Source organism: Nocardioides exalbidus, assembly GCF_900105585.1.
Lineage (GTDB): Bacteria > Actinomycetota > Actinomycetes > Propionibacteriales > Nocardioidaceae > Nocardioides > Nocardioides exalbidus.
In genome coordinates this window covers 2,360,604-2,375,192 of record NZ_FNRT01000002.1, presented here as the reverse complement: position 1 = coordinate 2,375,192, position 14,589 = coordinate 2,360,604, and the positions used below count along the sequence as shown (strand labels likewise).

Below are 14,589 nucleotides of genomic sequence, written 5' to 3'. Positions count from 1 at the left end.
AATCTGTTGTCTCGTTGTCTACCGTGGCCCGGGAACCGCCCGGCTCCTGCGTGCAGGAGGCCGGTGGACCTCGTGAGGCGGCCTGCGAGACCTCATTTCCCCGGGCACGCGCACGACCGTCGAGACGTTCACACGAGATTCCGGGCAGCCGCGAGGCACCACAGAACACAGCCCACGTTGGGCCGACGCACCAGTTTAGTCAGGCGACCTGCGAGAACGCCAATCCGAGGGCCTGCGCAGGGCGGCCCCCAGGCGCGCGACCCGGCCGGCCGGTGACGCCTCCTCGTCGGATGCACCGTCCGCGTCGGCCCGGGGCCGCGAGCGCACGCCCAGCAGCGAGCGCAGGCTGATCGCCGCGAGCAGGCGCTGGCGCCGGCGTACGCCCTGCGACATCGCCCGGCGCTCGGCGTCGACGGAGGCCCAGTACGTCGCCGCCGCGTCCGCCTCGGGCGCGCTCGGGCCGAAGACGGAGCTGTCCGCGCGGCGCGCGAGCCCCGCCGCGCCGTCGGACACGATGCCCGCCGACTGCTCCCGGCGGGTCACGGTGGGGCCGAGGGGGACGACCTGCCCGAGGTCGAGCGCGTGGTCGACGAGCTCGCGCCAGGCGCCGACGAAGCGGGCCGAGGCCGAGTCGGCGCTGCGGCGGCGGTGGCGGCGCAGTGCCTTCAGGGCGACGACCGCGCCGAGGAGCAGGGCGATGAGCAGGAGTGGACCGCCGACGTAGGTGATCACGGCGCCGACCCAGCCGGGGAGCCCGGCGATCAGGCCCTCCTCGTCGTCGGCGTCCTTGCGGGTGGCGCGGCGCTCCTTGAGGTCGGCGTCGCTCTGCTCCCCCGCGTCGGACGGCGGCGGGATCGGGTTGGGCGGCGGGATGACGGTGCCCGACATCGGCGTGTTGGTCTCGGGGAGCTGGTCGGCGGGTGGCGTGGTCGACATGAACGCGCTGGTGGGCAGCGTCTTCCACGAGCCGTCGGCCGCGCGCAGCTCGACCCACGCGGAGACGTCCTTGCCGGTGACCGTGCCCCCCTCGGGGACGGTCGCGCCGAGCACGACCCGCGCCGGCACGCCGATGTTGTTGGCGATCAGCGCCATCGTGGCGGCGTACTGCTCGTCGTTGCCGACGATCTGCGGGGCGTTGACGAACTCGTCGGACAGCCTCCACACGCTGTGGCCGGCGACGTAGACCCGTTCGGTGCGCCCGATGCCGTCGGAGTACTTGCCCTCGGTCCTGAGGTGCTCGGCGGCAGCGAGGACGCGCGCCATGGGGTCCGAGCCCGCCGACTCGGTCCACTTCTCGGTCGGGCCCTGGATGAAGGCGGCGCTCGCGGGGAGGCCGGTCACGTCGGACGACGCGACGGTCCCGCGGGTCAGCTCGTCGTCGGGCTCGACGGCGGTGAAGGTGTAGCGGTCGCCGGGCTGGAGCCCGCTCGGCACGACCGCGGTCGACGTGGCGAGGTTGTAGCGGAAGACCTCGGCCTTCGCCCGCGCGTCGGCGGTCTCGAACGCCATCGACTGGAGCGCACCGACGGTGGGCAGCCACACGCCGTCGTAACCCTCGTCGAGGGTGATCGTGACGTCGACCTCCGTGCCGCGGACCGGGTTGTCGATCGTGGACGACACCCGCTGGAAGGAGTCGTCGGCCGGTCCGGGCAGCGCGTCGTCGGTGGCGCCCCAGACCATGCCGTCGTAGCGGTCCATCGCCGCGAACCGGACGAGGGTGCCGGGCTCGACGCCCTCGATGTCGAAGAGCGCCTTGTCGTAGACGTTGGCGTCGTCGGTGCGGCCCTTGAGGTCGACGTACTTGCGGAAGCCCGCCAGCGGCGAGGGGTACTGGCCGATGTCGAACGGCGGCTCCACCCAGTTGCGGGCCACGAGCCGCTCGCGGTCGTTGCGGGCGAAGACGGCGCTCGCGGGGAAGGCCAGCGCGGCGGCGAGCGCGAGCATGACCACGGCGCCGACGCCCCGGACGTAGGACGTGGTGCCGCCCTGGACGGTCGCGCTGGCGCGGCGGGCCCGGACCGCGAGCCAGGCGAGCGCCACGCCGGCGAAGACCGAGCCCTGGAGCAGCAGCGACTGCGGGTGGCGTACGCCGACCACGATGGCGCCGGAGAGCACGAGGGTGAGGCCGGCCACGGGCAGCAGGGCCGCGAGCCACGGCCGGCGCGCCGGGAGATGGGCCAGGCCGAGGCCGACGATGCCGGCGATCATCCCGGACATCCACGGCAGCACGAGGAGCGGGCCGTCGCCGTCGATCGGCGGCAACGTGGTGAGCAGGTCCTTCCAGCCGAAGACCGCTTGATCGGCGACCCGGCTCAGCGTGGAGGCGCCGGGGAGCACGGACGTGTCGCCCAGGGAGCGCAGGCAGAGGGGCCCGCCCAGCAGGAAGAACACGGCCAGGCAGATGACGACGGCGGAGATGATCGGCCAGCCGGCGGCGCGGGTCAGGTGGGTGACGACCACGGCGACGAGCGCGCCGAGCAGCCCGACCACGAGGTACTGCGAGCCCGTGAACGAGGAGCCGAAGGCGCTGAGCGCGATGCCGACCAGAGCCAGGGTGAAGCCGATGTCGATCCACGAGTGGCGGTCGGGCAGCAGCGGGTGCGACCGCACCCGGGTGCGGGTCCCGGTGGACTGGCTCCGGATCGCGTCGGCGTTCGAGCGGCGCGCAGTCATCGCACGCTCCAGCGCAGGAGGCCGCCGAGGTCCTCCTTGGCGGCGAGGTGGAGGACCGGCAGGCCGCCGGTCTCGGTCACCCGGCTGTTGCCCTCGGGGTCGACCACGATGCCGAAGCGGCGTACCTCGGGCGGGAACGCGGCAGCCGAGCGCAGCAGGTCGGTGAACTCGGTCCCCCGGCCGCCGACGAAGAAGGCGAGGCTGGTGTCGGGCGCGAGGGTGGTGGCCTGGCGGCCGGACTCGACGATGCCGCGGCGGCCGAGCTCGGCCCGGCAGACGGCGTCGAGCGCGAGGTAGCCGTCGGAGCCGGTCGAGGCGTGGCGACCGCAGACGAACGACACGTCGAACTCGTCCAGCACGGCCCGCACCGCGATCGAGGCGGCGACGGCCATCGCGGTCTCGAAGTCCTCCGGGTCGGCCCACGACGACACGTCGTCGTCGACCACGATCGTGGCGTGGCTGCGACGGGTGTCGAGGTACTGGCGCACGAGGAGAGCCGACTCGCCGGTGGAGGCCATCACCTTGGCCGAGGAGCGCCAGTGGATGTGGCGCAGGTCGTCGCCGGGGACGTACTCGCGCAGCGCGTGGAAGGCGAGGTCGCTCTGGCTGACGGCGTCGGTCGAGACGCCCTCGAGGTCACGGAGCAGCCCGGCGCCGAGCGACTCCATCGGCACGAGGTGCGGACGCACGAGCACCTCGCGCACCGGCGTCCAGACGACGTCGCGGGAGAAGATGCCGACCGGGTCGCCGCGACGGGTCATGGCGGGGCCGACCGAGATGACCCCGCGCCGCTCCGTGCGGATCGTGAACGACTCCTCGTGCGTGGCGCCTGGAGCGAGCGAGCTGATGCCGTAGCGGTGGACGGCCGAGCCGACGGGCACCTCGAGCGTCGTCGGCACCAGCCGGGACGTGGCGCGGTTGACCACCAGCACGCCGGCGGCCACCGACTGCCCGGCCGCCACGCGCTCGGGCTGGAGGCGGAGGTCGACCGAGACGGCGGTGCGGCCGACGAGGAACGGCAGCGCGAGGACGATCAGCGCGAGGCACGCCACACCGAGGACCGCCAGCTCGCGCCACTGCATGGCGGTGGCGACCAGGAGCGAGCCCAGGCCGAGCCCGAGGACCAACCAGCCGATCGGCTTGATGACCCCGAGCGCATCGTTCAACCGCTGCCTCATGGGACGTCTCAGCCCCCCACGCGGTCGGTCGGCGGCGCGACCGAGTCGAGCAGTCGGGAGATGACCGTCTGCACGTCGATGCCGCTGAACTGGGCCTCGGCGTCGAGCAGGAGGCGGTGCGAGAGCACGGGCTCGGCGAGGTCCTTGATGTCGTCGGGGACGACGTGGTCGCGACCGTCGGCGGCGGCCCAGGTCTTGGCGACCCGGACGAAGGCCAGGCAGCCGCGGGCCGACAGGCCGAGCTTCACGTGCGGCTGGCGGCGGGACTCCTCGGCGAGCTCGGCGACGTAGCCGATCACCGCGGGGTCGACGTAGACGTCGTCGGCCAGCCCGCTCATCTGCGCGATCGTCGCGGCCGTGATGACCGGCGTGACGAGGGCGGCGCGGTCGCGGACCGCGGCGTTGTTGAGCAGCTCGACGGTTGCCTGGCGGTCGGGGTAGCCCACCGAGGTCTTCATGAGGAAGCGGTCGAGCTGCGCCTCGGGGAGGCGGTAGGTGCCGGCCTGCTCGATCGGGTTCTGGGTGGCGATCACGAGGAACGGCCTGCCCACCGGGTGCGCGACGCCGTCGACGGTGACCCGTCCCTCCTCCATCACCTCGAGGAGGGCCGACTGGGTCTTCGGCGAGGCGCGGTTGATCTCGTCGGCCAGCACGATCGTGTGGAAGATCGGGCCGGGGTGGAACTCGAAGGTGCCCTTGTGCTGGTCGTAGACGGTCACCCCGGTGACGTCGGAGGGCAGCAGGTCGGGCGTGAACTGGATGCGCGCGTGGCTGCCCTGCACGGTGTTGGCCAGCGCGCGGGCGAGCATCGTCTTGCCCGTGCCCGGGAAGTCCTCGAGCAGGACGTGTCCCTCGGAGAGCAGGCAGGTGAGCGCGAGCCGGACGACGTGGCGCTTGCCGAGGACGGCCTTCTCCATGTTGTCGGTGAGCTGGTCGAAGGTCGACTTGAACCACTCGGCCTGTTCGTGGCTGATCGTCATGCGGTGCGTGTCCTGTCTCGGAGGTGCGTGATGAAAGGTGGTGGAGGTGGCTACCAGCCCTGGGAACCGGACGCCGTCCGTTGCCAGAAGCCGTTGCCCTGGCAGGTGATGGTGGCACCGCCACCGTTCGGTGAGTACCAGTCGGTGTCCTGCGAGACCTGCCCGCCCACGGGGTTGTTGAAGGAGTACGTGCGCCAGCCGGTGTAGCCGTTCCAGCTCATGCTCACCCGGCAGGTGAAGCTCTCGTAGAAGCCCGAGACGTAGAACTTGATGAACCCGCAGCCGTCCCGCTCGCAGGGCGGCGGCTTGCCGTTGCCCTCGCCCTGCCAGCAGTTGTTGTTCGGGTCGTTGTCGTCGTCACGGCACTGCAGGCGCCGCTCCACGGTGACGCCCGGATCGGGCACGCCGCTGATGGAGGTCTTCGACTTGCGTGCCTCGCCCCGCCCGGCGGGGGCGGTGTCGACCAGCCGCACGTCGAGCGTCACGTTCTGAGCGAAGTCCTCGGTCGTGGTGGTGATCGCCTGGCTGAAGCCGCCCACGCCGGTGAGGTTGATGGTCTGCTCGGCCCCGCCGTTGATGCGGTAGACCAGCGATCCCGGGTCTCCGTTGCTCGAGCCGCTGACCGTCCAGGTCACCTGCTTGCCGCTGACGGCAGCGTCGGGGATGTCGTTGAGCATCCCGTCGAGACGCCCGTAGGTCTGGACGTTCTGGGTCGCGCTGAGGGTGCAGCCGGCGGGGGCGTCCTCGTTGCACACCCTGAGCTGGACCGGGTAGGGCTGCTCGTTGCTCGGCGTCGGGACGCGCGTCGTGACGAAGCCGGTCTGCTGGTTGAAGGTCCGGACCGCGACTCCGGCGACGAGGATGTCGACCTTGCTCGTCGAGCCACGGGCATCGGGAACGGTGTACTGGAGCTGCGCCTCCTGGCTGTTGCCGGTCGCGCTCGCGGTGAAGCCGCCCCACGCGGCCGGTCGGCCGACGGCCTGGATCGCGGTGCCCTCGCTGGGCAGCGACCGGTTGCCGGGCTCGTTGGCCGCGACCACGCGGTAGGTGTAGGTGAGCCCGTCGTAGGGCACGCCGGAGTGCGTGCACGTGAGCGACACGAGCTTCTGGCACCCCGGGACGGCACCGGTGGTGGAGCCGTTGCTGTAGGTGACGGTGTACGCCGTCGGGCCGGGGCCCTCGGGCAGCACTGCCTGCCAGCTGATCCTCACGTTGGTCTGGTTGGCACCCGCCTCGAGGTCGACGACGGCGGGCGCCGCAGGAGGAACGGGGGTGCCGAGCGACTGCATCTCCGGGGAGAAACGTGGCAGCGATACGCCCGTCTCGTTCACCGCCTTCACCTGGAAGACGTAGCGCGCGTTGTTGTCGAGACCGGTCGCGGTGAACCTGGGCTTGTCGCCCGGCACCACGATCGGCTCGCTGACGCCCGCCCACGAGACGGAGTAGCTGAGGATCTTGGAGGTCTGGGTGGTCGGCTTGTCCCACGCGAAGGTGATCGTGCCGTTGCCACGGTCGGTCATCCGGATGTTGGAGACCCGGCCGGGTGCGGTGTCGGCGCGCGCCTGCTTGGACAGGTCGCTCCAGTCGCTCTCCCCGACCCGGTTCACGGCCTTCACGCGGAAGTAGTAGTTGCGGCCGTTGTCGAGGTTGCGGAACACGCACAGGTTCGTGTCGCACCTCTGGGTGTCGCCGCTCTTCTCCTCGCGCACGACGTAGGAGGTGATCGGCGAGCCGCCGTCGTCCGCCGGCGGGGCCCACGACATCTTCACCGCGCCCTCACGCTCGGCGTCCGGGAACGGCCGCGGGCTCCCCGGTGCGTCGGGCACGCCGACGACCTTGAACTGGACGCGCCCCTCGACGCGACGCGCCGCCGGCGCGTCGGAGGAGTCGACGTCGCTCACGACGAGCTGGAAGCTCGCGTCCGCACCGCGGGCGTCCTTCGTGGCGGTGAACGTCAGCCTGCTGCCGCTGGTCGTGGCCTTGACCTGCGAGTTGCCGGTGCTCCTGACCGAGACGATGGTGGGACTCGGGTCGGACACGCCGGCCTGGAGGTAGGAGGCGATGTCGAAGGAGCGGCTCTGGCCCGCCTCCAGGGTCTCGACCCGGATCGGGAGCAGCGTCGGGGGCGGCGCGGCTGCGAGCCGGAAGCGGATCTCCTGGGAGTTGCTGCCACCGGCACGCACGGTGAGCGAGCCCTCCCCACCCTGGGTCGCGGAGTCCGCCGCCGTGATGGTCGCGACCGATCCCGCGGGTGCGGAGACGTCGACCCCGTCGATGCCCTGGCTCCACTCGGCGGTGTAGTCGAGGCCGGCGGCGTCCCGTGGGTCGACGGTGTAGACCTTGCAGAACGTGGCGATGTCGAGGTCGTAGGTCTGTCCGGCGGAGATCGGCACCACGGTGGACGGGCACTCGAGGGTCGGCGTGTCGTCGCCGACCTGGACCGGGATCGACAGGAGCACGGTGGCCCCGTCGTCGGTCGTCGAGGTGTCCTCGTTGCCGGACGCGTCGGTGGACGTGGTCACCTCCACCAGGACTGCGCCGGGGCCGCGGTAGCCGGGTGCTGCCGACACCGTGAACCTCGTGTCGCCGTCGGGGCCGGCGGTGAGGGCCGCGGGCGAGCCCGACCACGATCGACGCCCGGACGCGAGGCGTACGTCGGCTCCCTCGGGCGCGGCGACGTAGTCGGACAGCTTGCCGCCCACGCTGTCGCCCGCGTCGAGCCGGATCAAGGAGTCGGGCAGGACGTAGGGCAGGCCGTTGCCGGTCGGCGGGACGTAGACCGACGCGGTGGCGACGCCGCCGTCGGCGTCGCGGACCTCGAACGGGAGCACCTTCGGCGAGGCGCCACGGTCCACGCGGACCCGGGAGCCCCCGACCACGGTGGCCGACTCGTCGCCCGACACGTCGCTCACGACGAGGTCACCGGCGTCGCCGTCGGGGTCGTAGGCGCCCTCGAGGACGTCGACGACGACGCTCCCGCTCTCCTCGACGCTCCCGAACGCGTCGTAGACGATCGGCGGGTTGTTGAAGTCCGCCTCCGTCTCGAGCGTCATCGTGGCGCGCGACTGGCTCAGGCCGTTGCTGACGGTGTAGACGATCACCACGGACGGCTCGTCGACGGTCGCCGGTGCCGGGACCGTGACGAGGTTGGTCTCCGGGTCGAGCTCGACGCCGTCCGGCGCGTCGACCAGCTTGATCTCGACCGAGTCGCCCGGCGCGATGAAGTCGTTGGCGAGCGGGTCGAACGTGGCGGTGCGCCCGGGCGCGACGGTGAGCCGGTCGGCGACCGCGAGCGGCGGCTGGGTGCCGTCGGGCTCGACGACGGCGACGCGCACCAGGCCCGTGGCGAACGCGCCCTGCGAGTCGACGATCGAGTAGCTGAACTCGTCGGTCCCCGTCGTGCGCGGGTAGGCCTGGTACTCCAGGAAGTTGCCGCCGTAGGACACGATGCGGCCGAGCCGCGGGGCGGACGTGATGCCGGTGACCGTGACCGGGTCACCGTTGCGGTCGACCCCGACGCCGGGCACGCGCACCTTGACGGTGTCGCCCGAGACGACGCGGCCCTCGAGGGTCGGCGGCTCCGGCGGGTCGTTGGGGTCGTCCTTCGGCACCACGGTGACGCTCAGCAGGCCCTCGGCCCGTCGGCCGTCGAGGTTCTGGGCGACGTAGGTGACCTCGAAGGTGTCGCGCTCCGCGATCTGCTCGGGGGCGACGTAGCGGACCACGCGTCCGGACACGTAGGCCTTGCCGACGTCGCCGGTGACGTCGACGGGTGCCACCACCTCGAGCATGCCGGGGGCGTCACCGTCGACCACGTTGCCCAGCAGGGTGAGCCGGTCGCCGGAGGGCGACACGTCGTTGTCGAGGACGGGCGCCGAGACCGAGGTGCCCGCACGCACGACGACCTTGTCGGCGACGGTGATCGGGGTGTTGTCCTCGGGCTCGGGTCGCTGGGTGACGACGACCTCGCCACGCACGCCGGAGTTGGCACCGTTGCTGATCGTGTAGGAGACCGTCTGCGTGGCCGGGGCGAGGACCGGCTGGACCGCCGAGATCCGCAGCCACCGGCCGTCGATGATGGCCACGTCGAGCTGGCGCTCGTCCTCGGCCGAGGCACGCTGCACGACGAGGAGCCCACCGGCGGGGTCGAGGTCGTTGGCGAGCACGTCGACGATGCCCGGCGCCTGGCCGTAGATCGTCAGCGTGTCGGGCATCGCGATCGGGTCGGCGGAGCGCTTCGGCCGCGGCTTCACGTCGACCCGGATCGTGCCCTGGTCCGGCGGCGCGTTGCCGTAGCCGGCGTCGTACTTGAGGAAGTAGGTGCCCACGCGGTCGGCGGTGACGGTCAGCTGACCGGAGTCGAGGTCGGTGACGACCTTCGCGCCGGGCTGCTGCGGCACCTTGCCGCCCAGGCTCAGCTCGGCGTTCGGAGCGCCGGGGTCGGAACCGGGCAGGTCGTTGAGGAGCGGGCGGATCTTGATCGGCTGGCCCACCTCCCCGCGGACGACGTCGGGCTGGGCGCTGGGCGCGAAGGCCCGCTGGTCCTTGGGCGCCTGCACCTGGAAGCTGATCGACTTGCGCACCGGGGCCGAGCGACCGTCGGTGACGGCGTAGTCGACGCGCACCGTCTCCTGGCTGTCGGCAGCCGTGGTCGGTGCGGAGAAGCGGATGCGCCCGTCGGCCGTCGTCCGGGCCATGGCGCCGCTCTCGTCGCCACCGACGGCGCGGGCCGAGTCGAGCAGGATCGTGTCGCCGTCGCTGTCGTCGCGCCAGTCGGAGAGGACGGGCACGGCCAGGGAGCCGCCGTGCGGCACCTTGTAGGTGGGCTTCTCGTAGCCCGCGCGCAGCTCCGGGGCCTCGTTGTCCTGGTCGCCGCGCACGTCCACGTCGACCGTGGCGTGGGCGGACAGGCCGTCGCGCCCGTCGTCGATGAAGTAGTCGAACCGGGCGGGCCGGCCCTCCTCCGGCATCTGGAGGACCAGCGTCTGCCCGTCCGGGCTGATCTCGACGCGGGCGCCGCCAGTGGGCTGCTCGACGTCGACGATGCTCAGCAGCCGTCCCTCGGGGGCGGAGTCGTTGTCGAGCGGGTGCAGGACGGTGGTGCGACCCGCGCGCACGCCGTAGGAGTCGGGCTTGGCCTGCGGAGGACGCCGGTCGGTGTCGTTCTGGTTCTCGTTGTCCTCCTCGTCGTCGTCCTTCTTCTTCTTGGAGGTGAACGACTCCCAGTTGTCGATCCGGATCGGCTTCTCCTGCTGGACGTCCCAGACCGCTCCGCTGTTGGCGTCGTTGAGGACGATCTCGCCGCGGTTGACCCGGAAGGCCAGGGCGGTGGCGTTGCCGCCGAGGTCGCTGGTCGCTGCCGGCTGCAAGCCGCACTGGGTCGCGAGGTGGCCCGTGCCGCCGGACCACGCACCGAAGACGCACGCACCCAGGCGCACCGGCTCGACGGGCGTGCCCTCGGCGTCGGCCACCGTCGTCACGTCGCCCGAGTCGAGGTCGACGCTGTAGAGCGCGTCCGGGCCGGCGACCAGCACCGCGTCGGCCGCGGGGCCGGACTGCTGCAGGACCGAGCCGGGCGGGACCGATCCCGTGCCGCCACCGACGACGCTGACCACCCCGGCGTCCGGGTCGAGGGTGACGATGCGCTCGCCGACTGTCGTCACCGCGGCGACCTGTCCGGCGTCCCCCGGGAGGTCCCGGGTCTTCTCGCCGGAGAACGTGCTGGCACCGGCCGCCAGCGTGGTGACGGTCCCGTCGACGCTGGAGGTCACCACGACCGTGCCGGCCAGGCTCACCGCGAGGGAGGCGCCCTCGCCCGTCTCGGCGAGCGGCTCCGACTGGCGGTCGACCGCGGTCATCACCGGGGAGCCCAGCTGGTCGTCGTAGCGCACCGCCCAGACGTCGCCGGTCTCGGCGTCGACGCTCGCGAGCGTGCCGCCGGCCATGCGGACCTCGCCGCCGGCCGGCACCGCGGCCGCACCGCCGTCCTGCGACACCAGCCTGCTGGCGTCGATCGACTGGCCGCGCGCCGCGTCGATGTCGAGGCTCACGACGGCAGCGCCGTCCTGCACGACGTCGAGGCGCGTCTTGCCGTCCTGGCTGGGCACGACGCCGTCGAGCTGGTTGATCGGCTTGTTCAGCCGACCTGACCAGCCCTTGTCGCCGTTGACGACCCAGACGCCACCGTCGTTGAGCTCGGCCTCGTGCTTCTTGTAGCCGCTGGCGGTCACCGCGTAGGTGACGACCGCTCCCGCTGCGAGCGTGAGGACGAGGGCAGAGGCGATGCCCGCGCGATGCCGACGCAGCGTCGCCCCACGTCCCACGTCAATCCCCCTTGGCCCCCGCCGGTGACGTGCGCGTCCGCAGCCGTCTACCCAGAGGAGGGTATGTATGAGGTCAGGATCCATCAAGTCGGGACCGCGTGCGGCCGAACGGCCACATGGGTGATGATGGAGTGGTGGGCGTGTGCGAGGGGGGCCGACGGTGATCGTGGATGCGAGGTACGCCAGCGGTGCCGGCGTGCTGCTCGGCAGCGGCGCGCACTGGCTGCTGCTGACCGACCCCGCCGACGAGCAGGTCGTCCAGGAGATCTGGGACGCGCTGTCGCTCACCGCCCCCAGCGGCTCCTCCGTCGTCGAGCGCGTGATGGCGATCGTCGAGAAGGCCTTCGAGGGAGACCCGCCCGGGCTCGCGCTGGTCGACTTCACCCCGGGCTCCTCCACCACCGTGTCCCGGGGCACCGGGCACGTGCGCCTGTCCGGTGCCGCGCGGGTGCTCAGCCTCGACGGTGGCGACGACCCCGCTGCGCTCGCCCCCACGCGCCGGCTCGTCGGCGGTGTCGTGGCCGCCGACCGGGTCGAGATCCAGCCGGTCGTGGTGCGCACCGCACCTGCCCACCGCGCCCAGGAGGTGGAGGCGCCGGCACCGACCGCGGCGATGATCGACGGCATCCCCGACTCGATCCTCGCCGCCAAGGGGCCCGACGGTCCCCCGCCGCGCACCAGGATCCGCCGGCCCGTCGAGGACACCGGCTCCCTGATGGACACCTCCGAGCCCGACCCGCTCCTGGTCGCGCGCATCGAGGAGGGGACGCACACCACGATCCGTCCCGACACCGACCCCCACACCGCACCCGCCGCCGATCCCGACGCCGACGGTGGTGCCGGGGCCGACGACCATGACGGGTCGACGTCGCACCGTCCCGCGCACCTCTCCCACAGCACCACGCCGACCGTGCTGGCCGTGAGCTGTCCCCTGGGCCACCTGACCCCACCGATCTCGCCCCAGTGCCGGGTGTGCCACCAGCGCGTGGCGCCGCAGGAGCCGCGACGGGTCGACCGGCCCTCGCTCGGTGGGCTGCGGCTGCCGACCGGCGAGGTCGTCCCGCTCGACCGCGGCGTGATCATCGGCCGCAAGCCCGCACCGGCGACGGGCAGCACCGACTGGCCGCACCTGGTGCACCTGCCGTCCGACCACTCGTTCGTGTCCCGGCGCCACCTGCAGATCGAGCTCGACGGGTGGGACGTGGTCGCCCGCGACCTCGACAGCCGGGGCGGGACGACCATCGCACTCCCGGGCCGCGAGCCGCAGGGCATGCGACCGGGTGAGGCCTACGTCCTCGAGCCCGGCACGGTCATCGACCTCGCGCACGTCTATGCCGTCCGCTACGAGTCAGGGGGGATCGGCCGGTGAGCGCCCCCGTCATCCCCGGGTTCGCGTTCGTCGAGCACCTGGGCAGCGGCGGCTTCGCCGACGTCTTCCTCTACGAGCAGCAGTGGCCGCGCCAGCGGGTCGCGGTCAAGGTCGTGCGTCCCGACGTGCCGCTGACCGACCGCGAGAAGTACCTCTTCACCGCCGAGGCCAACGCGATGGCGCGCCTGGCCGACCACCCCTACATCGTCTCCGTGATCACGGCCGGCGTGACGGCCGAGGGCGGCCGGCCGTTCCTCGTCATGCGCTACTGCCCGCCGCCGGACCTCGGCGTGCGGGTGCGCTCCAACCCGATGGCCCCGGTCGACGCGGTCTCCACCGGCATCAAGCTCGCCAGCGCGATCGAGACGGCGCACCGCTCGGGCATCCTGCACCGCGACATCAAGCCCAGCAACGTCCTCGTCACCAGCTACCACGAGCCGGCCCTCACCGACTTCGGCATCGCCGGCCACATGGCCGAGGTCGAGGGCGACAACGACGTGCGCATCTCCTACCCGTGGTCGCCGCCCGAGCTGCTCGACGGCCGGTCCAACGGGTCGGTCGCGTCCGACGTCTACTCGCTCGGCGCGACGATCTGGCACCTGCTCGTCGGGCGGTCGCCGTTCGCGATCCCGTCGGGGGACAACTCCACGCGCGCCCTCAGCGCCCGCATCCTGCACGCCGCGCCGCCCGCGACCCAGCGTCCCGACGTCCCTCCCGCTCTCGACCGGTTGCTCCAGCAGTGCCTGGCCAAGCGTCCCGAGCACCGTCCCGAGAGCGCCCTCGAGCTCGCCCGGGCGCTCCAGCGGATCGAGGCCGCCGCCGGGTGGGCCCGCACCGCCGTCGCCGTCGAGGGCGACCGGCCCGACGCCTCGGCGCCGCCCTCCCCCGACGTCGTCGACGTCCCCGAGGACGCCACCGCCATGAAGCCGGTGACCGTCATCTCCGCCAGCGGGCCGCGCCGGATCGCGGCGCAGGACCCCGACGCCGCCGAGGACACCGACTCCGGGTCGGGTGTCTCCGGCCTGGTGTGGGCCGGCGTCGGCGTCGCCGTGCTGGCCCTCATCCTCGGTTTCCTCTTCTTCGGTGGCGACCGCGAGGAGGACCCCGGCGTCGGCGACCCGGCTGCGACCCGCACGCCCGACGGCATCGTCGTGGACACGCTGACCCAGGCGCCCCTGCTGACCGGCAGCCGCACGCCGCGCGGTGTCCTCTTCGAGTGGAACGCGCCGGTCGACGTCGAGCCGGGCGACACCTTCAGCTGGCACCGCGACGACACCGACGAGGCCGGGACCACCACCAAGCAGCAGCTCCTGGTCCGCACCCCCGACCCGGTCTGCCTCGACCTCCGCATGACGCGGGGCGACGACGTCTCGCCGAGCACGAGCCAGTGCGTGTCCTGATCGCTGCGTGCGTCCTCGCACTCGGCCTCACCGGCACCTCCCCCGTGGCACCGACCCCGGCCGCCTCGGCTGCCTCACCGGAGAAGGACCGCATCCTGGGCCTCCTCGACCGGGCGCGGGTCGTCGACGACCTCGGGTACCACCCCGGCTACGACCGCGCCTGCGATCCCGGGGCGTGCGTGTTCGGCGAGCCGTGGACCGACGACCACGACGGCCCCCGGGGGCACAACGGCTGCTCGACCCGCGAGGACGTCCTGCTGCTGCAGATGAGCGACATCGAGATGCGGTGGGGCTCACGCTGCCGCATCTACCAGGCACGGCTGCGCGACCCCTACACCGGCGAGCGGATGACCTGGCGCGACGACGGCTACGACATCGCCGTCGACCACGTGTACCCGCTCGCACGGGCGTGGCACGGCGGCGCGTGGGCGTGGTCCCAGCGCCGGCGCGTGGCGTTCGCCAACGACGTACGCCGCGAGCTGCTCGCCGTCTCGGCCCGCAGCAACCAGGACAAGCTCGCCGACGGCCCCGGGGAGTGGCTGCCCCCGTGGCGGCGGGCACGCTGCGACTACGTGCGCCGCTACGTCCGCGTGGCCGTGGCGTGGGACCTGCCCCTCACCACGGCCGACGCGGACGTCGTACGACGAGTCGCCCGACGCTGCTGAG

7 protein-coding genes are annotated in these 14,589 nt (G+C 72.7%); 3 read left to right on the top strand and 4 right to left on the bottom strand.

Annotated elements, in window-relative coordinates; all coding sequences use genetic code 11:
- Positions 1-195 precede the first annotated feature (195 nt).
- From BLV76_RS11700 to BLV76_RS11685, 4 genes are read right to left on the bottom strand one after another with little or no spacing between them, the layout of a single operon-like run.
- Positions 196-2,673 carry a transglutaminase-like domain-containing protein gene (locus BLV76_RS11700; RefSeq protein ID WP_090969287.1) on the bottom strand — a complete coding sequence of 826 codons (2,478 nt, stop codon included), beginning with the start codon at positions 2,671-2,673 and terminating at the stop codon, positions 196-198.
- On the bottom strand, positions 2,670-3,851 hold the full coding sequence (locus BLV76_RS11695; protein ID WP_090969286.1) for a DUF58 domain-containing protein: 1,182 nt from the start codon (positions 3,849-3,851) through the stop codon (positions 2,670-2,672). The genes BLV76_RS11700 and BLV76_RS11695 overlap by 4 nt, the downstream gene beginning before the upstream one ends.
- Positions 3,852-3,859: 8 nt before the next feature.
- On the bottom strand, positions 3,860-4,831 hold the full coding sequence (locus tag BLV76_RS11690) for an AAA family ATPase (protein ID WP_090969285.1): 972 nt from the start codon (positions 4,829-4,831) through the stop codon (positions 3,860-3,862).
- Between the two features lie 50 nt (positions 4,832-4,881).
- On the bottom strand, positions 4,882-11,154 hold the full coding sequence (locus BLV76_RS11685) for a fibronectin type III domain-containing protein (RefSeq protein ID WP_090969284.1): 6,273 nt from the start codon (positions 11,152-11,154) through the stop codon (positions 4,882-4,884).
- A 160-nt stretch (positions 11,155-11,314) separates the two neighbouring features.
- Between BLV76_RS11685 and BLV76_RS11680 the strand changes: the two genes are divergently transcribed.
- The 3 genes from BLV76_RS11680 to BLV76_RS11670 are packed head-to-tail and all read left to right on the top strand — an operon-like array spanning position 11,315 to position 14,588.
- Positions 11,315-12,523: an FHA domain-containing protein gene (locus BLV76_RS11680; RefSeq protein WP_090969283.1), complete on the top strand. Its 1,209-nt coding sequence runs from the start codon at positions 11,315-11,317 to the stop codon at positions 12,521-12,523.
- Positions 12,520-13,923: a serine/threonine-protein kinase gene (locus BLV76_RS11675; RefSeq protein ID WP_090969282.1), complete on the top strand. Its 1,404-nt coding sequence runs from the start codon at positions 12,520-12,522 to the stop codon at positions 13,921-13,923. Before BLV76_RS11680 ends, BLV76_RS11675 begins: the two co-directional genes overlap by 4 nt.
- On the top strand, positions 13,911-14,588 hold the full coding sequence (locus BLV76_RS11670) for an HNH endonuclease family protein (RefSeq protein ID WP_090969281.1): 678 nt from the start codon (positions 13,911-13,913) through the stop codon (positions 14,586-14,588). The genes BLV76_RS11675 and BLV76_RS11670 overlap by 13 nt, the downstream gene beginning before the upstream one ends.
- The last annotated feature ends 1 nt before the right edge of the window (position 14,589 follow it).